Genomic DNA, 26,429 nt, shown 5'->3' with positions numbered 1-26,429 from the left:
CTCAAGAATGTACAATTACCTCGATTTCGAAAAGCCGGTCGCCGATCTCGAAGGCAAGATCATCGAGTTGAAGAAGCTCGCCGAGAATGGCGAGGCGGTCGATGTCGGCGATGAGATCAGCCGTCTCGAGAAACGCGTGCGCGACGCATTGCGCGACACTTACAAGGCACTGACCCCGTGGCAGAAGGTGCAGGTGGCGCGCCATCCGGACAGGCCGCATTGCGTCGACTACATCAAGGGGCTGTTCAACGATTTCACGCCGCTTGCCGGCGATCGCAATTTTGGCGAGGACCAGGCGATCGTCGGCGGCTTCGCCCGCTTCCGCGGCGAGCCGGTGGCGATCATCGGCCAGGAAAAGGGCTCGGACACGGCCAGCCGGCTGAGGCATAATTTCGGCTCGGTGCGGCCGGAGGGCTATCGCAAGGCGGTGCGGCTGATGGAACTCGCCGACCGCTTCAATATCCCGTTGCTGACGCTGGTCGACACGGCCGGCGCCTATCCCGGCGTCAATGCCGAGGAGCGCGGCCAGGCCGAAGCCATCGCCCGCTCGACCTCGGCCTGTCTTCGCCTGAAGGTGCCGTCGATCTCGGTGGTCATCGGCGAAGGCGGCTCGGGCGGCGCCATCGCGATCGCCACCGCCAACCGCGTCTACATGCTCGAACACGCCATCTATTCGGTGATCTCGCCGGAGGGCGCCGCCTCGATCCTGTGGCGCGACACCACCCGCTCGAAGGATGCGGCGACCAACATGAAGATCACCGCCCAGGATCTGCTGGAGCTGAAGATCATTGACGCCATCGTTCCCGAACCGCTCGGCGGCGCCCATCGTGGCCCGGATACGGTGATTGCCGCCACCGGCGATCTCATTGCGAAAACGATGAAAGAATTCTCCGGCGCCAACACCGATTTTCGTGAGCAGCGCCGCGAGAAATATCTGGCTATGGGGCGAAACCTCTAGACCATGATCCCGAACCGAAGGTCAGCGCAGCAAAAAGTGGGTACCGGTTTTCGGAAAGGCATAGTCAAACAAGAGGATTCAGGCCGGCCGATTTCAATCGAACGGACCGCCGGACGGTTTCGGCGCCGCAATGTGGCGAGATTGAGCACCTTCGCCACAAAAATGCCGCTGCGCTCGTTTCAATCGGATTGCCGTAAGGCCCGGCGCTTGCGGTAAGGAATTTTCAAGGTTAACGGGCTTAGGGTTGGGGCTGTCGGCGCCAATGCCTGCGGTACGAAAGAAAAGACATAGCCATGTTTGCCAAGCTTGCCCGCACCGCACTTGTGATTGCCGCGATAGGCGTCGCCGGCTGCAATGATTCTTCGATGAAGGATTTTGCCCCCCACGCCAACAAGCCGTTGCCCGACAAGATCCTGGCCAGCATGAAGGCCAAGGGGATGACCCGCACCTCGCCGGTGATGGCCCGCATCTTCAAGGAAGAGGGCAAGCTCGAAATCTGGAAGGCCAAGACCAACGGTCGCTATGACTTGGTCGCCAGCTACGACATCTGCAAATGGTCGGGCAAGCTGGGTCCCAAATACACCGAAGGCGACCGCCAGGCGCCGGAGGGCTTCTATACGGTCCGTCCGGCGCAGATGAATCCGCGGTCGAGCTACCACCTTGCCTTCAACATCGGCTATCCCAACGTCTACGACCGCGCCAATGGCCGCACCGGTTCCCATCTGATGGTCCATGGCGCCTGCTCGTCGTCGGGCTGTTATTCGATGACCGACGCGCAGATCGAGCAGATCTACGCCTTCGGCCGCGACGCTTTCCAGGGCGGGCAGACCGAGTTCCAGATCCAGGCCTTTCCGTTCCGCATGACCGCCGCCAACATGGCGCGCTATCGCAAAGATCCGAACTACGAATTCTGGAAGATGCTGAAGGTCGGCTACGACAATTTCGAGATCACGAAAGTGCCACCGAAGGTCGATGTCTGCGAGAAGCGCTATGTCTTCAACCAGGTCGCGCCTGACGGCGAGACCTTCGATCCGACCGGCGCCTGCCCCGCGACGACGCAGCCGGATTCGCTGAAGAGCGCCTTCAATGCCTACCAGAGCACCTACGAGGCGGCTTTCAGCGGCGCGGTCAAGGCCAGCGTGCCGGCGCCCAAGCCGACCATCGGCGGGATCAAGGAAGCCAGCATCGTTTCCGAGTGGTCGAAGAAACGCGCCCGTGGCGAACGCGTGCCGATCGATCCGCCGTCGTTCAACGCCGACGGCTCGGTGACCGAGACGGCGCGCATGGGCCGCATCGATTCGCCGGCGGGCCGCAAGATGGCCGCGCTCGACGCGGAGAAGGCCGCCAAGCAGAAGGCCGAGGAGCAAAGGCTTGCCGCTATAGAAGCGGCCAAGGCCGCGAAAGAGGCGGCCAGGGCTCAGGCTCTGGCCGAAAAGCAAACCGCCAGGATCAATTCGCTGGCCGAAGAGGAGGAGGCCAGGGCCGCAGCCGAAGCGCCTGTCGCTACCGCGACAATCGCGTCTTCCCCCGATGCCGCCCCGGCCGCAACGCAGGCGGCGAATGCCGGTGAAAGCAGGACGACAAGGCTGAAGAAGAAGCTGCTCGGCATGTTCGGCGGCTGAGCTTCATGCCTGAACACGGAGATGGGGGCCAGGAAGACAGGCCCTCAACCAGCCCCGCCCCCGCCCCTGTCTACGACCTCAAAGGCCTGAACTGCCCGTTGCCCGTGCTCAAGGCAAAAAAGCGGTTGGCCACAATGCGGCCGGGCAGCCGCCTATGGCTCGAAACCACTGACCCCCTCGCCGTCATCGACATTCCCGCCTTCTGCGCCGAGAGCGGCCATCGATTGATCGAAACGGCAGCGGTTTCCGGCGGCCATCGCTTTCTGGTCGAGCGCGGCGGCTGAGAGCTAATCTCCCCCCTCGAGGGGGAGATGGCCGGCAGGCCAGAGGGGGTTGCCTCGCGTGAAGCGCCAACCTTGATCTGCCGCAGGAGGCCGCGTCCGGTCGCGCCGACCCCCTCTGTCGCCTTCGGCGACATCTCCCCCTCGAGGGGGGAGATCAGCCGCTTCACCGCCCGGCGATGGCCAGCGGGTTGTTTTCCAGCGCTGCGCGGTCCGGTGTGTCGATCGACGGCCGGTTGGTGAAGGCGGCAAACAGCCGGCGGACGTAATCTTCCGGCATGTCGAGCGTGATCAGCACCAGCCTTGTGCCGCGTTGGCCGTCCGGCCAGGACGGCAGCCGCGCCGGCGGATGCAGGATCTTCTGCACGCCGTGGACGACCAGTGGCCGTGACGGGTCTTCCAGCAATTCGATGACGCCCTTCATGCGCAACAGGCGCTCGCCATGTGCTGATCGCAACAGGTCGAGGAACATCTCGATCGCCGAAAACGGCACCGGCCCCTCATGAACGAGCGAGTAGGAGCGCACCCGGGAATCGTGCCGATGGTCATGATCGTGGTCGTGGTCGCCGTGGTCATGGTCGTCATGGTGGTGGTGATCATGGGCGGCTTCCTCGCCCAGCCAGCGCCGCACGTCGGCGGACTTGGTGGCCGGGTTGTAGAGGCCGCAATCGAACAGCGCCGCTACATCGGTCCTTCTGTCACCCGCATCGAGCAGTTCGGCACCCGGATTGATCTGCCGCAGCCGCGCCCGCAAGGCCTCGACGTCGCGCGGATCGGTGGCCAGATCGGTTTTCGTCAGCACGATGCGGTCGGCGACCGCCGCCTGCTTCACCGCCTCGACATGGGCGTTTAGCGTCGCATCGCCGTTGACCGCGTCGACTAGCGTGATGACCCCGTCGAGCCGGAAGGCCTCGACCAGCGCCGGATGGGCCATGATCGACTGCAGCACCGGCGCCGGATCGGCGAGGCCGGTGGTTTCGATGACGACGCGGGCAAGCCGGGCGATGCGGCCGGTCTGCAGCCGGTCGACGAGATCGGCCAGCGTGTCGACCAGTTCGCCGCGCACCGTGCAGCAGAGACAGCCGTCGGAAAGCTGGATGATCCCGTCGGAGGCCTGTTCGACCAGGAGATGGTCGATAGCCACCTCGCCGAACTCGTTGATGATGACCGCGGTGTCGGCGAGCGCGGGATCCCTGAGCAGCCGGTTGAGCAGCGTCGTCTTGCCGGCGCCGAGAAAACCGGTCAGCATCGAGACGGCGATGGGAAAGCCGCTGCTCATCAGGCTAGTTCACGGCCTTGGCGGGCTCCTGGGCCGCAGTGGCGGAACCGATCACTGCCGGCTCGGCGCCGGGCGGCGGCGGCAGGTCGGGCCGCCAACTCGGCAGCGGCACGTCGGCATATTCCTGGCCCGATGCATCGAGCATGGCTTTCGGTATCGGCCCGGTGGCGCCGCCAAGGCCGACTGCGACCAATGTCGGCGCGTGATCGAGTTTTTTTCGATAGGTAGATTTTGCCGCATTCTTATCGCCGACGGGGGGAGCTTCCGACTGCTCCTTAGCCGGCTTCTTCCTGCAAATCTCGTCATTCAGGTTGTTGATCGATGTGGTGTCGCCATAGGAAGGCAGCGCGGCCACCGTCAGCCAGCCCGGTGTCGGCGTGGCAAAGCCGTGGTCGAGCAGCCTGGCGACGGTCTCGGCGCGGGTGATGGCCGACTTCTCGCCAAGCACCACCGCCACCAGCGTGCGCCCGTCGCGTGTTGCCGAGCCGATCATGTTGAAGCCCGAGGGACAGACGAAACCGGTCTTCATGCCGTCGGCGCCGGGATAGCGGCCGATCAGAAGATTGTAATTCGGGATCTGCTTCTTGCCGACGGCCAGGCCCTCGATCGAGAACCATGGGGCATATTGCGGAAATTCCGTGCGGATCGCCATCACCAGCAAGCCGAGATCGCGCGCAGTCGTATACTGGTCCGGCGAAAACAGCCCGTTCGGGTTGACGAAATGCGATCCGGTCATGCCGAGCCGGCGCGCCTCGGCGTTCATGCGTTCGGCGAAAGCGGCCTGCGAACCGGCGATGTTCTCGCCGACGGCCATGGCGACGTCGTTGGCCGATTTGACCAGCATCATCTTCAGCGCGTTATCGAGCCGCATGACCGAGCCCGGCTTGAAGCCCATCTTGCTCGGCGGCTCGCTGGCGGAACGCTTGGTGACCTTGATCGGCGAATCGAGCCGGACCTCGCCCGCGGCAATCGCACGAAATGCCACATAGGCGGTCATCAGCTTGGTCAGCGAGGCAGGATACCAGCGCTTGAAAGCCTCCTGGTGCTGGAGGATCTTGCCATTCTCCAGGTCGAACACGATCGTCGGATTGGCGAGAGCCGGACCGGCCAGCGCCGGCAGCGCCACGGCGCCCGCCAGCAATGCATGTCGCGCAAAAGTGCGCAGCGGTTTTGCGATAACGACATGCATAAAAACAACAATGCTAAAGCGCGCCGCATGAGGCCGGTCAAACGCGACGCGCTTTAGTTTGAGGAAATGCCTGTACCGCATGGTGGAATCCGAAATCGCCTCTTGCCGCAGTCGCCTCTGGCTCCGTAAGATTTGTTACGCGATCGCCAGCATGGTGATCCGGTCCCTCTAACCGGATCACTGTCTTGCGGTGCTATTTAGCCTATGTGACGTCAAGATGGCAAAGTGCCTGAATGACAATTCTAAAACAGCAGGCACAATTGCAAAGCAGCAGGCTGAATCCGTCTGCTCCAACAGCGAGATGGAACATCATGCCGATCCTGAACCGCGCCGCCGAAATGCAAGACGAGGTCGCCGGCTGGCGCCGCCATCTGCACCAGACGCCAGAGCTGAATTTCGACGTCTTCGAGACCGCCGCCTTCGTCACCGAGAAGCTGAAGGCCTTCGGTTGCGACGACGTGGTGACCGGCCTCGGCAAGACCGGTGTCGTCGGCATCATCCGCGGTCGACTGGGCGAAGGCACGAGCGTCGGCCTGCGCGCCGACATGGATGCGCTGCCGCTCAACGAGATCACCGGGAAACCCTACGCCTCGACCATTCCAGGCAGGATGCACGCCTGCGGCCATGACGGCCACACCGCGATGCTGCTCGGCGCCGCCAAATACCTTGCCGAGACGCGCAATTTCGCCGGCTCCGTCGCAGTAATCTTCCAGCCGGCCGAAGAAGGCGGCGGCGGCGGCAACGAGATGGTCAAGGACGGCATGATGGAGCGCTTCGGCATCTCCAAGGTGTTCGGCATGCACAACATGCCGGGCCTGCCGGTCGGACAATTCGCCATCAAGCCGGGCCCGATCATGGCGGCGACCGCCGAATTCACCATCACCGTCAAGGGCAAGGGCGGACATGCGGCGATGCCGCACGGCACAATCGACCCGATCGTCGTCACCAGCCAGCTCGTCGGCGCTCTGCAGACGATCGCCTCGCGCAGCACCGATCCGGTCGAGGCTGTCGTGGTGTCGGTGACGAAATTCCACGCCGGCGACGCCTACAATGTCATTCCCGAGAGCGCCGAGATCGCCGGCACCGTGCGCACGCTGAAGAAGGAGGTCGCCAGGAAGGCTGAGCAGCGCCTGCGCGCCATCTGCGAGGGCGTGGGCGCGGCCTTCGGCGCAACGATCGAGGTCGATTACAAAGCCAATTATCCCGTCACCTTCAACCATCCGGAGGAGACGGTCTTTGCCAGCGATGTCGCCGCTGAAATCGCCGGCGAGGCACAGGTGCAACGCGCCATCCAGCCGGTGATGGGCGGCGAGGATTTCTCCTACATGCTGGAAGCGCGGCCGGGCGCCTTCATCTTCATCGGCAATGGCGACACCGCCGGTCTCCACAACCCTGCCTACGACTTCAACGACGAGATCATCCCGCACGGCATGAGCTATTGGGTGAAGCTCGCGGAGACGGCGCTGGCCGCTTGATGCGTCGGCCATAAAACCGCCCTGCGGCTTGATCCGAGGGGTGCGCCGTGATTTGGGATGGCTACAAGGCGGTCGGGCCTGGGACGTGGCGATGCTCCGATCGTCACTTCCGACCGGACCGCCTCCGCGCAAGACCCAGGGCAATGCCCAGGGCGATACCGATTCCGATACCCGCAATAATATTGTCCAATGCGACGCCGATAGCCACGCCGATCACGACGCCGAGTGTGATGTGTTTGGCATCTATCATGCCGGGTCATGTAGAGTGGAAGGGGAGAGCCGCAACCGCTGGTCGGCTGCCATCCGATGTTGCCTGGGACCGCTACGGCCCGCTCTTCGGGTCGTCGACCTCCAGCGCCTCCATGACGGGCGCCAGATCACTCTCTTCGGCCGGATCGGCAGCCGGCGGCTGTTCGCCTGTCCTGGCCTTGCTCAGAGCTTTCTCAATGGCCTCTTCGATGTCGCCGATCTCGTCTTGGCGCACCTCGTGACCATAGCCGGCCGCATCGGCATCCTGCTCGAATTGCTGAACCAGGACGGCCACGCTCACTTCGCTTTCCGCGGGCAGGTTACCGACGTTCTCCTGGAGCCAGGTTTCGAAGAATTCTTTCGTGGCACTCATGCGGGTCTCTCCTTCGGCACACTAAAGCGCGGCGGTGGTCCGAAGTTCCGCTGTTTCCGGCTCATCTTTGCGGTCCACACTCGTGGTTCAATCGTAGGCTGACGAGGATGCAATTTCGAATTGTGAGCAGAAGCCTCTCGACGGCTATGCTTCATCGGCCATTGTCGAAACCGATTGATTGGGTACAGAGCGCCTCTTGGCGAAACGATCCGAAGCGGTTATGTGTCGGCCGCGTGGTCCCGTAGCTCAGTAGGATAGAGCGGCAGATTCCTAATCTGTAGGTCACAGGTTCGATTCCTGTCGGGATCACCACGCTATTCAATTACTTAGCGAGCCACCGCCGTAACCGGGGCAAAACCGGTGGCGGACGCGGCGATATAACTCGGGTGTATCGGGTTAGAGCGGGTGGCGGTTTGGCGGGCGGCGTGATTCTGTCGGGCTATGGCGAAGCCACCGCGGGCAGCATGAGCGGTTTTTTCACGACCATAGCCGTGGCAAGAGCGAAAACCAGAAGCAGCACTGAAATTAGGACGAGGCCGCTGCCACCGATCAGCAACGGCACCACCACCACCAGCGCCTGCGGCATCGGAGAGACTCTTTCGCGGACGTTGCAATAGGCCCGAGCAGTGCAATTCGGATGCTTACGCCCGATGTGGCGAGCGGTCCGGCCGGCTATCTGTGGCCATCATAAGATTGCCGCGGCAAGTGACTAGCGGAACAGATATTTTGATACCTCTGGATTGCCTCGTCGCCACATAACGTTATCCAGGAAGTAGTGGTGCACGTTGATGAATATCCACGCTATGAAGAGGAACAGCGACGAGCCGAGCACCTCTTCATTATAAGGAATCAAAGCAGACAACGCGATCGGGACCAGCCAGAAACCGAGAATCCCAAGAATACTGCCAATGATGATAAAGCCCAGCACTCGCAACCTATACATCGGGCCAATAATGGACAGGACCTTGAATTCGGGTTCTATAACAGCATCTGAACGGTCGAGCTCTACATTGGTCTGATAACGCCAGACCACCGCCAGGTACTGCAACGAATGGAGCGCCGGCACCACAAGCAACCAGAGCGGGTTTATCCTCACAAATAGAATCCAGGCGTATAGAGACACGACGTAAGCGACGACGCCGTTGTACGGTAGCGTGCCACCATGCTTGCGCCAGCGATTGATCAGCATCACGACCGTGGCTGCCGTGGAAGCAGCGGCGGCAAATNAGCGTGCCACCATGCTTGCGCCAGCGATTGATCAGCATCACGACCGTGGCTGCCGTGGAAGCAGCGGCGGCAAATACGGCAATATTGGTGACCCATGAGGGGGCGGCAAATGTGTAGTAGTCCAAGCCCCAGAATTGCCTTTCGGTGATCACCGCGTTTGTCTGAAGCCAAGCGAACAGCCATACGGCATAGCCGTTGAACAGCAGCACTTTCTTGTCTTGCTCGTTGAAGAACCTGCGCTTCAATACGGCGTCCACCATCAGCATGCCGTAGCCTTGCTTGACATAGTGCCAGCCCACAAAAAAGGCCATCGCATTGCCAGCATACCCCAGCAGGCGCGCATTCCCCGCTATTGAACCGTAAGCAAAAAAGCCGCCCATGATCAGCGGGACGACAATGCCCGCGAAGATGTAACGGACCTGAAGGTTCTTGTCATATCCGTCTCCGCGCACCTTCCGCCCGAAATTGCGATAGAAAAGTTGATACGAGTGGGCAAAGTGCGGATGGTTTATCAGATGAGCCAGCAACAACATCGTTGCGCCCACGAAACCTTCGTATTTAAGAGGGACAAAAAACAAGACCGGCAGGATGAGGAACGCGCTCCCGCCAAGCATGAGAAAGTCAGCGNTTAAGAGGGACAAAAAACAAGACCGGCAGGATGAGGAACGCGCTCCCGCCAAGCATGAGAAAGTCAGCGACCGGACCAAAAAGATACTTCTGTGGGGCCGCCGCCACAGGAACCGCATCCGCCGAAAGGTGAAGTGCCATATTTATGCCCCTTGGGGAAACTCATTTAACAAGCCCGTCGTTTCCTAACGGTTAACGTGAAACGGTTGTGATCACGATAATTGTTGGTCGTTCCATCGCTGCGGCATTCTTCTTCTTATGCCCGTCGCGATAGCGTTCCAGGCAAAGCGCATTGTGGGATTCGCAATCGCGTGCATGCCGACGATCTCGTCGGCATGCGCCAACCCGAACGCGATGGCGATCTCATCACGATAGAACTGGATTGCTGCCGCCGCCGAAGGAGTAAGTCGGCGCGCTCCACAGGCTCAGGGGTACGGCAGCGGTGACAACTGCCCTGACGCCACTGTCGCCATGATCCCATACCCAAATGGGTCATGCGCGGCCCATGGAACCACTCTATTCTCGATGAGGGGTAGCTTGCTGCGAGCAAAATCGCACTTGGCAATTGGTGGGGCAGGGGGAAACTACGATCATTCCTACGACCGCGCTGATGTCAAAGCTCAGTGGGCGGCGAGCGAATGCCTCAGGCCTTGCTTCATGCTGGAGGGCAACATGCGCGCCTCTTTTCGACGTATGTTCATCAATCTGGATCGAGTACTCCTTAAGCTCGCGTCAGCTGTACTTCTCTTTTGCGCGTGGAGCGGGGATATCCATGCCGGAGAGTTCAAGAAAACGAATTGCTGGTTCGAGGTTCCGCGCGACCGTGGTATGACGTGCGGGACTCTCAATGTCCCTGAAAACCGCAAGAAAGCTTCTGGGACCGAAATCACTCTATCGGTGGTGGTCTTCGAACCTGACCGCGAGCGGCATGAGCCCATTGTGTTTCTCACGGGCGGGCCTGGCCAGCCCACCGATATTGGCGACAGGGAAGACATCGAGGCATGGTGGCAGTTCATAAGTGATCAAAATTGGATGATCGGGCGCCGAGTGGTCGTGGTCGCCAACGAGGGATAGGCAAGTCAATTCCCAGGCTCAGCTGTTCGCGATACTTCAAGGCCGGTCATTGGAACTCCATTTCGCTAAGCGTCGACGCTGAGATCAGCTTTGACAAGCTCATGAGAGATGAGGTGGTCGCGTGCCGAAGCGCGCTGATAGCAAAGGGCATTGACCTCTTCGCTTACAACACCACCGAAAATGCAGCAGACGTCAACGACGTTCGGAAGGCTCTTGGCATAAAGAAGTGGGTACTCTACGGCGTCTCTTACGGCACAAGAGTTGCCTTGGAAGTGATGAACGAGCATCCAGAGGGCGTCTCGGCGAGTATTCTGGATTCCGTTCTTCCCCTTGATATCGACCACCTCAAGGAAGATGGGCGAAATCTGGATCGTTCTTTGCGCCTGCTGGAACGAGATTGCCAAAAATCGAAAAATTGCATGCGCGGACTGGGAGACGCGGTGCGAGCGATCGTAAAGCAATTGGACAAACAACCGGTGCTTTTGCGGAGCGCAGACAAAGAAAACGCGCCCGCGCAGTACAGATATGTCTCTGGCGCAGATTTTCTCGAGATTATATTCGGGTCGTTATATGATCGCTACGCTATCGAAAATATGCCGACGTTAATCGAGAGGACATACAAAAACGATTTTAGACCGCTTGCGGATATGGTCTTTGAAGAAGACGATATCGAGATTTCGCAAGGCATGGATTTTTCGGTCACTTGCTCTGAGACCAGCAGATCCGAGCTGCCTGACAAGCGCTTCGAATACTGGACGAAGTGGATCGGAGAGGCCGACTATACCTGGGTTTGCCCGCTCTGGTTTCCCCAGGGAATGACGGTTTCGCAAAAGCATCCCCGCCGCCTGGATATCCCGACCCTGCTGTTGTCGGGCGAGTATGATCCGGCAACACCAACTCACTGGGCATATCGTGCGGCCAAAAGCCTTCCTTTTGGGCAGGTCGTCGTGCTTCGCGGGATTGGGCACGATGTGATCGATTCCGACCCTTGCGGATCGGAGGTCGTCGCCGACTTCCTGGCAAACCCCAGACGCAAGCTGAAGACTGAGTGCATTGGGCGGATGCAGGCTCCGCAGTTCACCGCCGCGGCGGAGGAGCAGTGGCAGGAGCCAGCAACACAGCGGGCTGCGGCGATAAGGTCGCCAAAGCAGATGAGGTCGCCGTTCCGGTTCAGGCATCGCTCTTCAACATTGCCCAGAAAACACTAGTTCTCCTGGCGGCAAGCACCGCCAAGCTGCATCACGATCGCGGGCGGCCCTGAGGGCGGCCCGACTCGCTATTCGAGATTCGGTGTGTTTAGATAGGTGCCTACCAAGGGGCTAGCGGTGGGCGCTGCTTTCGATTTTGACGCGATCGGTGTTGCCTTTGTCGAGGCAGCCCTCGATCCATCACGCTGGGATGCCGCGATGGAGGTGGCCGAAAAGGCCACCGGGAGCGCCGGAGCGCTTCTCTTCGACATAAAAGGGCATCTGCCACTCGTGCCTTGCAGCCGCACTATGGCCCCTGCTCTCGACACCTATGTCCGCGACGGCTGGATAAACCGCGACGAGCGGTATCGCCTCGTCAACTTCCTCGATCGGAAAGGCGTCACCTCGGAGTTCGACCTCCTGACTTCAGACGATATCGCCAAGCATCCATACTACCAGGAATTCCTCGCGCCTTTCGGCCTGCGATGGTGCGCGGCCGTCAAAATCGCTGCAGGAGACGACTTCTGGGCACTGTCGCTGCAGAGGTCGATCCAACAGGGTCCGTTCACGCCAGACGAAATGAGACAGCTGGCGGACCTTTCGAAACAGCTGGGCTCTGTGGCCGCAGTTGCGCGGGCAATAGGTTTCGGGAGGGCCGACGCGGCACTGGATGCGTTTAGCGCCACCGAAACGCCTGCCGTCATGTTGGATAGGAGCGGCAATGTCCTCCGGTCCAATGCTCCGGCGGAAAGGCTTCTGGGGCGAGGCCTGCAGATTACGCGCCGGCGTCTGGTCTCCTTTGACCGAACCGCGACAGATGCTCTCGACCGATCGCTGAAAGCGCTGCTGTGTTCGCCGGACACGGCCGCATCGATGCCACCCGTGCCGCTGCCCAGACTGCAAGGGCGGCCGCTCCTTGCCTATCCGTTGCGACTGCCGAAAGTCTCCTACAACGCGCTGGCGCCTTCCAGGCAATCGTCATCCTCATTGATCCTGACGCGAGACCTCCTGCTGCCGAAGCCGTGCTGCAGTCCTGCTTCAGGCTGACAGCGTCCGAAGCGAGGCTGGCGAGAAAGATTTGCTCGGGACACGGCGTTGAAGCGGCAGCCGACGAACTTGGCGTTTCCTATGAGACCGGGCGCAACCAGCTGAAATCGGTCTTCGCGAAGACGCAGACGCATCGGCAGTCGGAGCTGGTCGCGCTTCTCACAAGGCTCTCGAGCGGCCGATAGTTCGGGCATGACCGTTCTGTCCAGTGCCATCGGGCACGTTATTGTCGGTGGAAACGCGTTTGGCGACAGGCGCCGCAATTGGTACTGCGACGCTTTTGCGTGAGTATCGTCTTGGCGTCGGCGAACCCGCCGCGCAGGCCACGCCAATCACATACGCCGGCCGGTTTTCGCTTCGAACAGGTGGGCGCAGGCGCGATCGACTTCGATCCGTATCGGCGCGCCCTGCTTGAGCGGCAGCCGCTCGCGGAACAGGCAGGCGATTTCCTCGCCGGCGCAGTCGACCTTGGCGAAGATTTCCGAACCCGTGGCTTCCAGAAGCGTGACCGTGCCCGGCATGCCCTCGGCAGTTGCGCGGATGTGCTCGGGACGGATGCCGTAGACAAGTTCGCGTCCTGCAGCGTCGGTCGGACGGGCGCCTTCCGGCAGCGGCAGGATCAGCCCACCAGCGCTGCGGAACACGCCTTCCTCGATGCGGCCGGCAATAAAATTCATGGCGGGCGAGCCGATAAAGCCGGCAACGAAGAGGTTGGCCGGCTGGTCGTAGAGGTCGAGCGGCGCGCCGATCTGCTCGACCAGGCCGTCATGCAGCACGACGATCTTGTCGGCCATCGTCATGGCTTCGATCTGGTCATGCGTGACGTAGATGGTTGTGGTGCCGAGCCGCTGGTGCAGCGCCTTGATCTCGCCGCGCATCTGGACGCGCAGCTTGGCGTCGAGATTGGAGAGCGGCTCGTCGAACAGGAAAACCTGCGGGTCGCGCACGATGGCGCGGCCCATGGCAACGCGCTGGCGCTGGCCGCCGGAGAGCTGACGCGGATAGCGCTCAAGCAGCTTTTCCAGGCCGAGGATATTGGCGGCATTCCTGACGCGGCCGGCGGTATCGGCCGGATCGGCTTTCTTGATCTTGAGCGCAAAGCCCATATTGTCGGCCACGGTCATATGCGGATAGAGCGCGTAATTCTGGAACACCATGGCGATGTTGCGGTCCCGCGCCCGCAGATTGTTGACCATGCGTTCGCCAATGGTGATCTTCCCGCCCGAGATCGTTTCAAGTCCGGCGATCATGCGCAGCAGCGTCGACTTTCCGCATCCCGACGGGCCGACCAGGATGACGAATTCGCCGTCGGCGATATCGACACTGACGTCGTGAATGATCTTGGTGGCTCCGAAAGCCTTCTGCACGTTGTTGATGGTTACCGATGCCATTGGATTTCTCCGGGAGAAAAATTGATGTCGAGCTAGAGTTCGTCTTCAGCCGCCCTTGACCGCGCCGGCGGTCAGTCCGGCGACGATCTGCTTTTGCGCGAACATGGTCAGCACCAGCACCGGCAGCGTCACCACCAGTGCGGCGGCGGCGAGCGGCCCCCAGCTCACCTGCTCGTAGGAAAGCATATTGTAGACGGCGACCGGCAGCGTCCGCGTCTCACGGCTGGCGAGCACCACGCCGAAGACGAAATTGTTCCACGAAAAGATGACCGACAGGATGAAGGCGACAACGATGCCCGGCTTGGCGATGGGCAGGGCGACCAGCCGGAACACCTGCCAGGAGCTGGCGCCGTCGATATTGGCCGCCTCTTCCAGTTCCATCGGCGTGGTTTCGAAATAGCCGATCATCACCCAGACCACGATCGGCACCGTCACCACCAGGTGGATGATGATCTGCGGCCAGAGCGTGCCGAGTATCCCGATCCACTGGAACAGCAAAAACAGCGGGATGAGATAGGACAATCCCGGCGTCATGCGGGCGATCATGATGACGACCGCCGATTTTTCGGCCTTGAGCCGCGCTATGCCATAGCCGGCCGGTACGCCGATCAGCAGCGCCAGCAGTGTCGCCGTGCCGGTCACCAGAACCGAATTCCAGAGATAGAGCAGGAAATTGTTCTCCTCGAACACTTTTACATAGTTCGACCAGGCGAAGCGTTCGGGGATCAGGATCGGCGGATAGGCGCCGTTGTCGATCTCGAATTTCAGCGACAGCGAGATCATCCAGAGAAAGAAAAGAATCGCCGGCGAGACGATGACCAGGGCCGCGAAAAACAGGCCGATCTGGTTGAGCAACCGTGAGCTCATCTATTTGCCCTCCGCGTCGTTCCACTGCGAGCGCTGGCGCAGCATCAGGAGAATGAAGGACAGCGCCACGATGACGATGAAGAACACCACGGCCATGGCCGAGCCATAGCCGATGTCGTAGTAGGAGAAGGCGGTGTTGTAGAGATAGATGTTGATGGTTTCCGACGCGGTGCCCGGTCCGCCCTGGGTCATCGCATAGATGATGTCGAAGCTCTTCAGCGCATCGATGGTGCGGATGATCAACGCAATCATCAGGAACGGCGCGATCATCGGCAAAGTGAGGTAGCGGAATTGCTGCCAGGCATTGGCGCCGTCGATCTCGGCGCTCTCGAACGGCTCGCGCGGCACCGAGGCCAGCCCGCCCAGCACGATCAGCATCACCAGCGGCGTCCACTGCCAGGTCTCGACCGCGACCAGCGAAGGAATGACCGTGTTGGCGTTGAATATCCATTCCTGCGCCGGGATGCCGACCAGCGATAGAAGGTAGTTGAGCACGCCGAGCTGGGGATGGAACATCATGGTCCAGACCAGCGCCACGGCAACCGGCGTTGCCATCATCGGCATGACGAAGACGCCGCGCAGCAGGCCGCGCAGCGGAAACCTGGCATCGAAGATCAGGGCGGCGACAGTGCCCAACAACATCGGCGCTGCCACCGACAGCGAGGTGTAGGTCAACGTATGAACAAGCGATTCCCAGAATCGGGGGTCGCTGGCCAGACGGAGATAGTTTTCCATCCCGGCAAAGCTCCGTGACTGGCCAAGCGTCCAGCGGTTGACGCTCATCCAGAGCGTGAAAGCCCAGGGAAAGACGATCACGGCGCTAACGACGACGAGCGCCGGGACGACGAAGGGCCAGTAGTTGGGAGCCAGCCGGATCGTCTGGCTCCCTTCGATGGCCTGTTCAGTCGTCACCGCGGTGCGATCCGTCGTCGCCCCGGTGCGTTCTGGGGCGATGACAGACATCAGCCCTGCTCGCTCCTGTCGAGAACCGGCTGGAACTGCGCGGTGGCCTTCTTCAGCTCTTCGGCAGGATCGGCACCGGCAATCATGTTGGTCAGCGCCACGCCGTAGATGTCGCGGAACTCGGTGACCGGGATGATCACCGGCAGCGCCAGCCGGCTGATGTTGCCGGACTGAACCACCGCATCGAGCCAGCTTGCCGGCATGGTGACGCCTTCGCGCACCTTGGGATCTTCCAGCACCGACTTGCGGAACGGCACGCCGGCGCCGGCCTGGAGCAGGCGTGCGCCCATCGCCGGGGAAACCGCCCACTGACAGAACAGATAGGCGGCCTCCTTCTTTTCACTGGAGGCGGTCACGCCGAGGCCGTCGCCAAACGTCCCGGAGGCATGCGCCTTGGGCCCCTTGGGCATGACGCCGTAGCCGACCTTGCCGACCACGCGCGACTTTTCGGGATTTTCCATCGGCGGGGCAAAACCGACGCCATCGAACCACATGCCGATCTTGCCTTGCAGGAAGGCGGACTGCGCTTCCGCCCAATTGAAGCCGGTGACGCCCGGAGGGGCGGACTTGGTCATCAGCCTCTGGTAGAGGGCAGCGGCCTCGATCGCCTCGGGCGTTTCGGTGCGCAGCTTTCCCTTGTCGTCGAGCGGCGTCATGTCGTAGCCGAGCATCAGCGACGTCCACACCGGCGTGTTGGCATTCTTGAGGCCGCGGGCGACGAAACCGAACGTGTTGGTCGATGGATCGGTCAGCGCTTCGGCGGCGGCCACCAGTTGGTCGAACGATTCAGGGTATTTGAGGCCCTTGGCCTCGAACAGCTCCTTGTTCCAGTAGACGATCCAGTAGTCCACCGAGAAGGGCAGCGAACGCAGCACGCCCTGGTTGTCCTTGGCGAAAAGCATGCCGGCCTCGGCGAAATCGCTTTCGACCAGGCCGGGATCGGTCAGGGTCGGATCGGCGAGATAGCCGGCAATGTCGGCCAGCCAGCCACCCTTTTCGAACTGGCGCTTCTGCACGTGATAGCTCAAATGCACGACATCGAAGCTCGGTCTGCCGGAACTGAGCTCGATCACTGTCTTCTGCCGCTGCTGCTGTTCCGGCGTCGCCTCGGCATTGACCTTGATGCCGGTCAGTTCCTCGAATTCGGCGATGTATTTCAGGATGGTGTCGCTGCGCGGGCTTTTCACCAGATTGACGTCGAGCGTGGTGCCGGCAAAGCGCTTCCAGTCGACACCGGCGGAAAAGCTCGGGCGAAGGCCGGCCAGGCCGACGGCTGCCAGCGCCGTGGTTCCTGCAAGGACTTGCCTTCTCGTTGGCTTGAACGGATTGGACGACATTTCTTCCTCCCTTGGGTTGCTGTCGTTGTGGATAACGTCGCGGCAGCCGCGAACCATACGTCCTCAGATCTGGAGCGCCAACCGGCGCGCATTGTCGATATGCCGACTGATCGCCTCGACCGCCTTTTGCGGATCGCGGCTCTCGAGCGCTTCGATCACCGTCAGGTGCTCCTGCATCACCGGCACGACGCGCCCATCGATGCGGAAACGCTCCTGGTGGATCAGCCTGATCTTTACCGAATTGACCAGATACGCCTTGGCGATGATCTCGTTGCCCAGCGCATCGATGAAGGTGTCGTGCATGGCCCAATCGATGTTCTGGGCCTTGGCTTCCATTTCCGGCGTGGGCGTCTGCGACAAGGCTTGAGCCAGCATGTCCTCATGTTCGCGCCGCAGGCGGGCAAGCACGGCGTCGGAGGCGTTGACGGTGAACAGCGCCACCGCCTCACGCTCCATGAACAGGCGAAACTGGAAGGCCTCGCGGATCAGGTTGATGTCGATATGGGCGATCTGCATGCCGCGCTGCGGGATGGTCGTCAAAAGCCCTTCGGCCTCGAGACGCGGCACGATCTCGCGGATGGCGCCAAGCGGCAGCCCGGTAAAGGCAACCAGTTCGCGCTGCGACACGAACTGTCCCGGCCGCAGATCGCGGGCCAGCAAATGCCGCGTGAAGCTGGCATAAGCTCTTTCCCTGAGGGTTGCCGGTTCGCTGCTGTCGTCCATTTCAGCGCGCTTCCCTTTGCCGGTCAGGCCGGCTCTGTCGCAAACAGCCTGTCATAGGCGGCAGCAAGCTGTTGCCGCCCCTGCGAACCGATCGGCTCCAGCGGCGGACGGACCGCCAGCCAGCGCTCGTCGCCGGTTTTGCGCGCCACCATGACCTTCACCGCCGGGATGACCGAATATCTAAGCAATTCGAGCACGAAGCTCTCGACACGGGCATCGTCGCGCCCATCCTCGGTCATGGCGCGGATTTCGCCGGTTACGAAATTGGCCATGCCGGAAATGGCGCCCTGCCCGCCCTGGCGCACGCTTCTGGCCAGGTGCCGCTCGTCGCCGATCAGGATCACCATATCGCCATGGGCTCTTAGCAGCGCCTCGCTGTAACTCCAGTCGCCACCCGAATCCTTGACACCGGCGATCACGCCGGGGAAGGCCGCACACAGCCGACCGATCAGGGTAAGCGGGAGCGGCACCATGGTGACAGAGGGGATGTTGTAGAGGAGGATGCCTCGAGCCAGCGGCCCGAGCGCAGCGAAGACGGCAGAAAACCATCCGAACAGCCCGTCCTCGCCGACATTCTTGAAGTAGCTCGGCGGAGCCAGCAGGATATTGCGGACGCCGCACTGCAAGGCATGCCGCGCCTGTTCGGCGGCGTCTTCGGCTGCATCGACCAGCACGCCGGCAACGAGCCGATGTGCCGGAATGCCGGCGGCCAGCATGGCCTCGGTAACAATCCGCCGCTCTGCCGTGCCCACGGAGGCGCCTTCCCCGGTGGTGCCAAAGAGCGTGGCGCTGCTGCAGCCGGCGCCAAGGCAAGCCCGGGCCTGCGTGACCATGGGAAGGATGGCGATTTGCCCGGACGCATCGAAAGGCGTGGCGAGAGCAACCGAAAGACCAAAGCGCGAGACCACTATTCTCTCCAGATGTCGATGTGCAGCACTCCTAGCGCACTAACATGTTAGTTGTAAACTGCGGAGGGGCTTTTCGAACACGGCGTCGACATCAGACGAATATATGATGCGGATTTGGGCGGCTGCCGTCTTTCCGGCAGCGCGATCCCTACTGTCCCGTCGCGTCCGCGTAGATATCGAGGACACGGGTGATGCTGCCGATCAGAATCTCGTGAGCGAGGGGCTTGACCCGGCGTGCGGCAACCTCGGCGCCGAGTTGCCCCAGATACTGGCTGATCAGCGGCCGGGGTATATCCTTCTCGCCCAATACGTCTAGCAGCATCCGTGTTGCGCGCTGCGCCTCCGGCGTCGGCCAATAATAGCGGATGCGGTCACTAAACGAGAAATGCCGCTGCATGCGCTGCTCGTCCGGCGTGCCCGGATAGTATTGCTGCCAATTGTCCGGCGACGCCAGCATGATGCGTTCCATCGCGGCAGGCAGGCTTTCGCACGAAAAGTCCGGCGCGAGGATATCGGCGATATGGCTGAGCCCATACAGCGCTTCGCGAAGCGCGAAGGTCAGCCAGGGGCCGACCTTGAGGATGGCAAAACCGTCGCGAACGAGAGCATTGAGCGCTTCAGCCGGCTGGTAGTCGGTCGAATGCGCCTCAAAAACCAATTGCGGCATACGGTCGAGCACAGCCACCAGTTCAGTCGCCTTGGCCGGTGCATAGGGCACGATCTCGGTGTTGCCGAACTCGACGCCGGGCTGGACGACGACACCGACCGCACGGTCAAATGCGGCTTCGAGGCCGGCGCGGGAAAACGCTCGCGCGTGGATTTCTACGGTGCGCAAGGCATCGCCGGGCGCCGTCACATGCAGGTGGTCGAGCGCCTCCAGCGCCCCGCCCGGGACCGGAACTTCGGTGCCGATGACGTAGACCGGTTTTTCGCCGCCTGCCCGCTCGACCGCCGCCTCGGCGATTTCAGCAAGTTCGGCCGCACGCGCGGCGATCGTTTCATCGGCAAGCACGGCTGGATCGTCGGCGCAGGCCATGCTCGTATCCAGATGCATCTTGGTGAAGCCGGCGCTCGCATAGGCATCGATCATCGCCGCAGCCTTCTTCATCGCGGCGGCCGCAGCCATGTGCTTCCAGGGATTCGGCCCGAGATGATCGCCGCCGAGGATCAGGCGATCGACGGGGAAGCCGACTTTGTGCGCTTGCGCCTCGACGAAGCTGCGGAACCCCGCAGGTGTCATCCCGGTGTAGCCGCCGTCGTGGTTGACCTGGTTGCAGGTGGCCTCGATCAGCACATCCGCGCGCCGCGCCGCGCCATGGCGCAGGGCAGCCTCGATGACCAGCGGATGCGCCGAGCAGACCGAGGCGATGCCGCTTTTCTCGCCTGCGGCGCGCCTCGCCGCAATGTTCGCAAACCTTCGCGTCGCGTCACTCACTGCGTGTTCCCCGTGGCGATGAATGCCTCGACCGCTTCAAGCGGGAAAATGCCCTCCATCGGCCCCTTGCGGGTGACGGCAAGCGCACCGCAGGCATTGGCGATCCGCAGGGCTTCGGCAGGAGCCGCCCCGCGCAGCCAGAACGAGACGAAAGCAGCACCGAAGCAATCGCCCGCGCCGGTCGGATCGACCTCGTCGACGGTAAAGCCGGACGAGGCGACCGCACCGTGATGATCATGATAGACGGCGCCGGCGGCGCCTTTCTTCAGGACAATGCAGGACAGGCCGCGGGCCAGCAGTTCGTCGACTGCACCCTTCTCGTCCCTGGCGGATGAAAACAGGAAGAGCTCCTCGCCGCTCGGCAGGAAGATGTCGGCTCGCGCCAGCACTTGGTCGAGTGCTTCGCGCATGCCGGATGCCTGCATGATCTCGCGGCGGATGTTCGGATCGAAGGACACGGTTCCCCCTCTGGCCTTGACCGTCTCGATCGCCGATAGCGCCACCGCGATGGCGCGGTCGGAAAACAGCGACGAGCCCATGACATGGACATGATCGGCACCGGCGAGCAGCTTTGTCGCCGCCGCATTTGTCTCGATCAGGCCGGCGGCGCTGTTGCGGATGTTGAAGACGAAATGCCGGCTGGCGTCGGCCCGGTAGGTGACGAAGGCCGTGCCCGTCGCATGGCCCGTGTGAACCGCGATCGCCGACACGTCGGCGCCCAGTGCCCGCAGCCGATCGATGTTCAGCCTGCCGAAATCGTCGTCGCCGACGGCGCCGATGAGACCGGCCGGCTGGCCGAGCGCCGCCGCCTGGCCGATGAAGATCGCGGGCGCGCCTGACGGGTAGGGTCCAAGCAGCGGACCAGGCTCGAGAAAGCTCTGGCCGATCCGCTCGGCCATGATCTCGACCAGAATCTCGCCGGCACCGACCAGCTTCTTCATCTCGCGGAATCCCTCAAATTCGCCTACTGCACTCAAATTCGCCTACTGCAAGTGAATACGGCTTGTGCATTTTCGCGTCAATTAATAAATTTACGCATGGAAACTATACAATTTTACTGTAAAGTTTCGCCTTGCATTCGAGGGCTTTGATGTCGATGCCGCACAAGACGATGGAGGATTTTGCTCGCTCTTGCGGCGTCTCCAGGCCGACACTGTCGAAATATTTCGACGATCCGACCAGCGTCAAGCCGGCGACACGTCAGCGGATCGAAGTGGCGCTGCGCTCGTCCGACTACCAGCCCAATCTGTTTGCGCGCAACCTCAACCGCAAGCGGACCCGCAGCATCGGCATTGTCGTGCCGACGCTCGCCGATCCCTTCTATTCGGAAATGGTGAGCCGCATCGAACTCAGGCTGCGCGACGACGGCTACTGGCCGATCGTGATCTCCTCGCACGGCTCGCGCGAGCTCGAAGTGGAAGCGACGCGAACCATTCTTTCGCTAAAAGTTTCCGGCGCGCTGATCGCGCCGCTCGGCCTACGCTCCGACGAGCGCACGCTGGAGAAGCTGACACAGACCATACCGATCGTCTATTTCGACACTTATCTCGAGGGCGACACGCCGTTCGTCGGCAACAACAACAGCCAGAGCGTCTCGACCATCGTCGATTATCTCTGCCGCTCCGGTGACGCCCCGGTCTATTTCGACATCCCGCACGTCAACCACAATTCGCGCGAGCGCCTGAACAGCTATGTCGGCGCCATGCAGCGGCTCGGGCATGAGCCGGTGCTCATCGGCACCCCTTATGACTACACTTGGGATTTCGAACGGATCGGCTACCAGCAGATGGAAGCGATGCTCGCGCGTGGCGGTCTGCCGGGCAAGACCATTCTGTGCGCCAACGACCGTCTCGCCTTCGGCGTGATGGCCGCCGCCTACTCGCAAGGCCGCAAGGTCGGCCGCAAGGGCGATTGCGACCTGCGGGTCGCAGCCCATGACGACCATCCGCTGAGCCGCTACACCTGCCCTGCCCTCACCACCATGGCGCAGGACTTCGCTTCGATGGCCGGACGCAGCGTCGAGACGCTGCTGGCCTTGCTGGATGAGGACGACGCGACAGTTGCACGCAAGGTCAGTCTCGACGCGACGCTGGTCATGCGTCAGTCGGCCTGAGCGTTTCCAAACACAGGATCGAAGCCGCGCCATGCGGCAACTGCCGCGCCGACCGCTTGCCGCGCCGCCGGACCATGGCGGCCCATCGAAACGAAGCCGTGGATCTGGCCGGGCCAGCGCCGCAGAACGACCGGCACCTCGTCATCTTCCAGACGCTTCGCGTAGGCCTCGCCTTCGTCGGCGAGGATATCATGGCCGGCGATTGCGACAAAAGCCGGCGCTGCGCCGGCAAGGCTTGCGGCCTTGAGCGGCGACACGCGCCAGTCATCAATCTCGCCAGCATGGTTGATATAGTGGTCGCGGAACCAGGCCATGGTCGCCGAAGTCAGGCCATAACCGTCGGCAAAGCGGCGATAGCTGTCCGCCGCCTGCGAGGCGTCCGTGTTCGGATAGAACAGCAGCTGCGCCGCCGGCGGCTTCTTGTCGCCGCGCGCAAGCAGGCAAAGGACGGTAGCGAGATTGCCGCCGGCACTGTCGCCGGCGACAGCGATCCGTTCGGCGTCGATGCCGAGATCGCCCGCGCCGCCCTGCATGAAGGAAAGTACGGCGCGGCAATCTTCGATGGCCGCCGGAAATTTGTGTTCCGGCGCCAGCCGGTAGTCGGGAGAGACGACGACGCAGGCCGCCATATTCGCAAGCCAGCGGCAGATCTCGTCATGCGACTCGAGATTGCCGATCACCCAGCCGCCGCCATGCAGATAGAGCAGCGCCGGGGCAGCGGCTCCGACCGCGCCCTGTCCGCGATAGATTCTGAGCGTCAACGGGCCGCCGGGTCCGGTGATGGTGCGCTCGGTCAATGAGCCGACCGGCTCGCGCTCGCCCTGGAGTGCCGGAACGCCCTCCTCATAGGCGCGGCGCGCCTCTTCAGGCGTGCCGGCTTCGAATGGCGGGGCGGCCGCCTGCCGGTCAAGGTCGAGCACATGCCGGGCCTCCGGATCGAGCAAGGGTGAAAGCAATGTCGTCATCGTAAGCCCTCCGATATCAGGCGAGCAGGCTCGCCGCTTCGGCGTCCTGGAAGAGCGGCGGCTGATCGACCGTTGCGTTGACGGCGACGGACTCGCGGCTCTCACCCGAAGCGAGGATCGCCTCCATGATTTCCAGCACATGAAGCGCAAGGTCGCCGGACGCCCGCGGCTTTCTTCCTGTTGTCAGCGCGCGCGAAAGATCGGCAACGCCGAGCATGCGGTAATTCGCGCGGTCGGGCGCGGCGAAGGGCCAATTGCGCGCGCCATAGAGTTCGCTCTCGCTGTGGAAGTCGGCCCAGTCGGCCCCTCGTTCCGAGAGCGAGACGGTGCCGCCGAACGTATCCGGATCGGGCAGCCTGAGCGAGCCTTCCGTCCCATGCAGCTCGATCGGGTGGTTGGAGTGCCTGAAGACATCCCACGAGGCGCCGAAGGTGACGGTGGCGCCTGAGCGGAACTCCAGCAGCGACAGGATGTTGGTCGGTGTGCCGACCTTGAAGCTGGTGTTCCGGTAGGGGCCTTCGGCGGTGATCAGCCGCTCCTCCTGGCCCCGCGTCGCCATCGCCATCACGCGGGCCACCGGCCCGAGCAAATTGACCAGCATCGTCAGGTAGTAGGGACCCATGTCGAAGACCGGTCCGCCGCCGGGCTGATAATAGAATTGCGGATTGGGATGCCAGTGCTCCATGCCGCGCCCCATCATGAAAGCGGTGCCGGTCACCGGCCGGCCGATCGCACCCTCGTCCATGAGGCGGCGTGCCCGCCGTCCGGCGGCGCCAAGGAAGGTGTCCGGGGCCGAGCCCAGCAGCAGCCCGCGCTCCGCCGCCTCGGCGACAAGCCGCCTGCCGTCCTTGGCCGAGGTCGCCAGCGGCTTTTCGGTGAAGACGTGCTTTCCCGCCGAAAGCGCCGAAAGCGAAATATCGAAATGCGCCGCCGGGATCGTCAAGTTGAGGACAAGGTCGATGTTCGGGTCGGCCAAAAGCGCGTCGACGCCGAGCGCGCGGATGCCATATTCCTTGGCGCGCAGCGCAGCCATATCGGCCGAAATGTCGGCGCAGGCGCTGAGCTCGACCCCGCCGAACAAAGCCGCATTGCGCAGATAGGTCATCGAGATGTTGCCGCAGCCGATGACGCCAATGCCAAGCTTTGTCTTTGATCTCCCGTGCATTTTAGATCGTACCTCCCAACGCGGTGATGGTCTGCCTCAGCCGTTGCGTCCAACGGATCACAGTCGAAAGCCGCTATACAACATTTTAAATATTGACGTGCGTAAAATTATTACAGAACATGCGAAAATGATGGCGCAACATTGGAGGCCAGCCTTGAGGAGGAGAACATGACTGACGGCCAACAGCCGATGCGAATCCCGTGGGTCATGCGCGCATTGGATCTTTCCGTCGCGGTCAGGGACCGAGATGGGTTCAGGCATAGATCACCTTGGCCCCGGTCATCTCAAGCTGGCTGCGTATTGGACCGGGCAGGCCATCGTCGGTGATCACCACATCGACGGCCGACAGCGAAAATGCCTTGGAGGTCCCGCTGACGCCCCATTTGCTCGAATCGGCGAGGAGGACAACGCGCCGGGCCATGCGAACGAGGTTTCGCTTCGTTCGCGCCATGTCTTCGTTCACGTCGACCACATCCAGTGACGAGTCTATCGCATGCGCTCCAACAAAGACCTGATGCGCTACCAAGCCGCCGAGAGCCGTATCGGCATCGGTGATCAGCGTGCTCACCGTGTCGGGATAGACCCGGCCGCCGATCATATGAACGTCGAGCCCGGGACGATGCATAAGATGCTGCACGATATTCATGGCCGTGGCCGCGACCACGACATTGCTGAGCGGCGGTAACTGCATGGCAACCTGCATCAATGTCGAGCCGCCGTCGAAGATGACCGATTGGTTGTCCTCGAACAGGTCTAGCGCCGCCCGGGCGATGCGCTTCTTTGCGTCGAGGTTCGTTTGCATCCGCCGGGCGAACGCGGCCGTAGTCGAATCGGTGGTCCGGGTCACCGCCCCTCCACGGGTCTTGGTCAGTAGTCCCTTGCGATCAAGTATCTCGAGGTCGGAACGCACCGTGACCTCCGACACGCCAAACCCGTCTGACAGGTCCTTCGTGCGCACCTGTCCGCTGCGCTGCACCTCACCCAGGATCGATTGGCGTCTCTGCTCCGACAACATTGCCCTGCCCTTCCCTCGCCAAGCAACCGCTCCGGCCTCGGCTCAGCTTACCAAAAATATGCAAATTCGAAAGCTTTCGAAAGATTGTATTTCTTGTTTCTTTCGGAAACACTGGGTCCAGGATTTTGAAATCAAACGATTGGGGAATTTTGCACTCATGAGCCTAGGAACCAAGGTGCGTCTTGCGCGCCTCTTCTCGCATCCATCGGGGAAACTTTTTGGCGGCGCGGTCGACCACTTCGTCGGCTATGGCGACGTGCGCAAAGGCGGCCTTGCCGACCTGCCGGGTGCGCTCGCACGCGTCATGGTGGGCAAACCCGACTACGTCAGCATCCAGCCTGGCACCGCGCGCCATCTGTGGCCGCAATATGCGGGCAAAGCTTCCCTGGTGATTCAGGCGGGCTGCTTCACTCCGGACGATCGCATCAGCGAGTTGATCGCAACGCCCGAGGATGCGGTGCGCGCGGGGGCCGATGCGTTGGCCGTGGCCATTCCGGTACGCGGCGCGACCGAGGGCAAATACATACGCTGGCTGACCGATTCGGTAAATGCAGCGGCCCGCTACGGCATGCCTGTGGTGGCGCATATCTACCCTCGCGATTTCACCGACGGAGCAAAAATCGTCTTCACCCCCGACGAGATCGCCTATGCGGCGCGCATCGGCTACGAGTCCGGCGTCGACGTGATCAAGATCGGCTACACGGGCGATTTCGAGTCGTTCCGAGAGACCGTCCGGACCTGCCCGGTGCCGGTCGTGATCGCGGGCGGTCCAAAGACAGATACGCTGCTCGGCGCGCTTCAGCAGACGGCGGACGCCATCCGTGCCGGCGCACGCGGCGCCGTGGTAGGCCGCAATCTCTGGGGGCATGGCGATCCGGAGAAGGCAGCGCTTGCCTTTCGGGGCGTCATCCATGACGGCCTTTCGGCGCAAGACGCCCTGGCGAAGGCGGGTGCCTGAA

26 protein-coding genes and 1 tRNA gene are annotated in these 26,429 nt (G+C 62.1%); 10 read left to right on the top strand and 17 right to left on the bottom strand.

The window, feature by feature from the left end:
- Window positions 1-7 precede the first annotated feature (7 nt).
- From X738_RS47885 to X738_RS82120, 3 genes are all read left to right on the top strand, one after another.
- Complete coding sequence (locus X738_RS47885; RefSeq protein ID WP_023797175.1) at window positions 8-958, top strand: acetyl-CoA carboxylase carboxyltransferase subunit alpha; 951 nt, start codon at window positions 8-10, stop codon at window positions 956-958.
- Between the two features lie 293 nt (window positions 959-1,251).
- A complete protein-coding gene (locus X738_RS47880; protein ID WP_023797174.1) occupies window positions 1,252-2,580 on the top strand; it encodes a L,D-transpeptidase family protein in 1,329 nt (442 codons plus the stop codon).
- Between the two features lie 5 nt (window positions 2,581-2,585).
- On the top strand, window positions 2,586-2,864 hold the full coding sequence (locus X738_RS82120) for a sulfurtransferase TusA family protein (RefSeq protein WP_023797173.1): 279 nt from the start codon (window positions 2,586-2,588) through the stop codon (window positions 2,862-2,864).
- A 163-nt stretch (window positions 2,865-3,027) separates the two neighbouring features.
- Here X738_RS82120 and X738_RS47875 read toward each other — a convergent pair whose 3' ends face one another.
- Both X738_RS47875 and X738_RS47870 read right to left on the bottom strand, forming a co-directional pair.
- Complete coding sequence (locus X738_RS47875; protein ID WP_023797172.1) at window positions 3,028-4,140, bottom strand: CobW family GTP-binding protein; 1,113 nt, start codon at window positions 4,138-4,140, stop codon at window positions 3,028-3,030.
- Window positions 4,141-4,144: 4 nt separating this feature from the next.
- Entirely contained in the window at window positions 4,145-5,329 is a 1,185-nt protein-coding gene (locus X738_RS47870; RefSeq protein WP_031254112.1) for a D-alanyl-D-alanine carboxypeptidase family protein, read from the bottom strand.
- A 311-nt stretch (window positions 5,330-5,640) separates the two neighbouring features.
- On the opposite strand from X738_RS47870, the gene X738_RS47865 reads away from it, so the two are divergent.
- The gene (locus tag X738_RS47865; protein WP_023797169.1) at window positions 5,641-6,804 is read left to right on the top strand and encodes a M20 aminoacylase family protein; all 1,164 of its coding nucleotides are present in this window, start codon (window positions 5,641-5,643) and stop codon (window positions 6,802-6,804) included.
- A gap of 103 nt (window positions 6,805-6,907) precedes the next feature.
- Here X738_RS47865 and X738_RS85885 read toward each other — a convergent pair whose 3' ends face one another.
- Complete coding sequence (locus X738_RS85885) at window positions 6,908-7,054, bottom strand: hypothetical protein (RefSeq protein WP_023797168.1); 147 nt, start codon at window positions 7,052-7,054, stop codon at window positions 6,908-6,910.
- A 72-nt stretch (window positions 7,055-7,126) separates the two neighbouring features.
- A complete protein-coding gene (locus X738_RS47860) occupies window positions 7,127-7,426 on the bottom strand; it encodes a DUF768 domain-containing protein (protein WP_023797167.1) in 300 nt (99 codons plus the stop codon).
- Window positions 7,427-7,661: 235 nt separating this feature from the next.
- On the opposite strand from X738_RS47860, the gene X738_RS47855 reads away from it, so the two are divergent.
- Window positions 7,662-7,738: transfer RNA gene (locus X738_RS47855), tRNA-Arg, on the top strand.
- 127 nt (window positions 7,739-7,865) lie between these two features.
- On the opposite strand, the gene X738_RS84505 is transcribed toward X738_RS47855, so the two are convergent.
- Together X738_RS84505 and X738_RS86760 are read right to left on the bottom strand one after the other, a co-directional pair.
- Window positions 7,866-8,012, bottom strand: coding sequence for a hypothetical protein (locus X738_RS84505; RefSeq protein ID WP_023797166.1), 147 nt, complete (start codon window positions 8,010-8,012; stop codon window positions 7,866-7,868).
- 123 nt (window positions 8,013-8,135) lie between these two features.
- On the bottom strand, window positions 8,136-8,354 hold the full coding sequence (locus tag X738_RS86760) for a hypothetical protein (RefSeq protein ID WP_245277580.1): 219 nt from the start codon (window positions 8,352-8,354) through the stop codon (window positions 8,136-8,138).
- Between the two features lie 1,463 nt (window positions 8,355-9,817).
- Between X738_RS86760 and X738_RS47845 the strand changes: the two genes are divergently transcribed.
- From X738_RS47845 to X738_RS47835, 3 genes are all read left to right on the top strand, one after another.
- Window positions 9,818-10,354 carry a hypothetical protein gene (locus X738_RS47845; RefSeq protein ID WP_156942544.1) on the top strand — a complete coding sequence of 179 codons (537 nt, stop codon included), beginning with the start codon at window positions 9,818-9,820 and terminating at the stop codon, window positions 10,352-10,354.
- Complete coding sequence (locus X738_RS47840) at window positions 10,309-11,562, top strand: alpha/beta hydrolase (protein WP_084833603.1); 1,254 nt, start codon at window positions 10,309-10,311, stop codon at window positions 11,560-11,562. The genes X738_RS47845 and X738_RS47840 overlap by 46 nt, the downstream gene beginning before the upstream one ends.
- Before the next feature lie 117 nt (window positions 11,563-11,679).
- Window positions 11,680-12,588: a hypothetical protein gene (locus X738_RS47835; RefSeq protein ID WP_023797163.1), complete on the top strand. Its 909-nt coding sequence runs from the start codon at window positions 11,680-11,682 to the stop codon at window positions 12,586-12,588.
- Between the two features lie 332 nt (window positions 12,589-12,920).
- Here the strand turns inward: X738_RS47835 and X738_RS47830 are convergent, their stop codons facing one another.
- The 8 genes from X738_RS47830 to X738_RS47795 all read right to left on the bottom strand — a co-directional run bounded on the left by X738_RS47830 (window position 12,921) and on the right by X738_RS47795 (window position 21,153).
- On the bottom strand, window positions 12,921-13,979 hold the full coding sequence (locus tag X738_RS47830; protein WP_023797161.1) for an ABC transporter ATP-binding protein: 1,059 nt from the start codon (window positions 13,977-13,979) through the stop codon (window positions 12,921-12,923).
- A 45-nt stretch (window positions 13,980-14,024) separates the two neighbouring features.
- Entirely contained in the window at window positions 14,025-14,846 is an 822-nt protein-coding gene (locus X738_RS47825; RefSeq protein WP_023797160.1) for a carbohydrate ABC transporter permease, read from the bottom strand.
- The gene (locus tag X738_RS47820; protein WP_023797159.1) at window positions 14,847-15,809 is read right to left on the bottom strand and encodes a carbohydrate ABC transporter permease; all 963 of its coding nucleotides are present in this window, start codon (window positions 15,807-15,809) and stop codon (window positions 14,847-14,849) included.
- Complete coding sequence (locus X738_RS47815; RefSeq protein WP_023797158.1) at window positions 15,809-17,146, bottom strand: ABC transporter substrate-binding protein; 1,338 nt, start codon at window positions 17,144-17,146, stop codon at window positions 15,809-15,811. The genes X738_RS47820 and X738_RS47815 overlap by 1 nt, the downstream gene beginning before the upstream one ends.
- A 63-nt stretch (window positions 17,147-17,209) precedes the next feature.
- Window positions 17,210-17,869: a GntR family transcriptional regulator gene (locus X738_RS47810; protein ID WP_023797157.1), complete on the bottom strand. Its 660-nt coding sequence runs from the start codon at window positions 17,867-17,869 to the stop codon at window positions 17,210-17,212.
- 23 nt (window positions 17,870-17,892) lie between these two features.
- Window positions 17,893-18,777 (bottom strand): dihydrodipicolinate synthase family protein, encoded by an 885-nt coding sequence (locus X738_RS47805; RefSeq protein WP_023797156.1) that lies wholly within the window; start codon window positions 18,775-18,777, stop codon window positions 17,893-17,895.
- A gap of 148 nt (window positions 18,778-18,925) precedes the next feature.
- Window positions 18,926-20,212: a D-tagatose-bisphosphate aldolase, class II, non-catalytic subunit gene (locus tag X738_RS47800; RefSeq protein ID WP_023797155.1), complete on the bottom strand. Its 1,287-nt coding sequence runs from the start codon at window positions 20,210-20,212 to the stop codon at window positions 18,926-18,928.
- A complete protein-coding gene (locus tag X738_RS47795) occupies window positions 20,209-21,153 on the bottom strand; it encodes a sugar kinase (RefSeq protein WP_023797154.1) in 945 nt (314 codons plus the stop codon). The genes X738_RS47800 and X738_RS47795 overlap by 4 nt, the downstream gene beginning before the upstream one ends.
- 149 nt (window positions 21,154-21,302) lie before the next feature.
- Between X738_RS47795 and X738_RS47790 the strand changes: the two genes are divergently transcribed.
- Window positions 21,303-22,325, top strand: coding sequence for a LacI family DNA-binding transcriptional regulator (locus X738_RS47790; protein WP_031254108.1), 1,023 nt, complete (start codon window positions 21,303-21,305; stop codon window positions 22,323-22,325).
- On the opposite strand, the gene X738_RS47785 is transcribed toward X738_RS47790, so the two are convergent.
- The 3 genes from X738_RS47785 to X738_RS47775 all read right to left on the bottom strand — a co-directional run bounded on the left by X738_RS47785 (window position 22,313) and on the right by X738_RS47775 (window position 25,470).
- Window positions 22,313-23,290 carry an alpha/beta hydrolase gene (locus X738_RS47785; RefSeq protein ID WP_023797152.1) on the bottom strand — a complete coding sequence of 326 codons (978 nt, stop codon included), beginning with the start codon at window positions 23,288-23,290 and terminating at the stop codon, window positions 22,313-22,315. The two genes, X738_RS47790 and X738_RS47785, sit on opposite strands and share 13 nt — an antisense overlap.
- Before the next feature lie 16 nt (window positions 23,291-23,306).
- Complete coding sequence (locus tag X738_RS47780) at window positions 23,307-24,455, bottom strand: Gfo/Idh/MocA family protein (RefSeq protein WP_023797151.1); 1,149 nt, start codon at window positions 24,453-24,455, stop codon at window positions 23,307-23,309.
- Window positions 24,456-24,708: 253 nt separating this feature from the next.
- A complete protein-coding gene (locus X738_RS47775; protein ID WP_023797150.1) occupies window positions 24,709-25,470 on the bottom strand; it encodes a DeoR/GlpR family DNA-binding transcription regulator in 762 nt (253 codons plus the stop codon).
- Between the two features lie 157 nt (window positions 25,471-25,627).
- Between X738_RS47775 and X738_RS47770 the strand changes: the two genes are divergently transcribed.
- Entirely contained in the window at window positions 25,628-26,428 is an 801-nt protein-coding gene (locus X738_RS47770; RefSeq protein ID WP_023797149.1) for a class I fructose-bisphosphate aldolase, read from the top strand.
- The last annotated feature ends 1 nt before the right edge of the window (window position 26,429 follow it).

This window comes from Mesorhizobium sp. L48C026A00 (genome assembly GCF_000502375.1).
Taxonomy (GTDB): domain Bacteria; phylum Pseudomonadota; class Alphaproteobacteria; order Rhizobiales; family Rhizobiaceae; genus Mesorhizobium; species Mesorhizobium muleiense.
The sequence above is the reverse complement of the archived record's forward strand: the minus strand, read 5'-3'. Positions and strand labels throughout refer to the sequence as shown.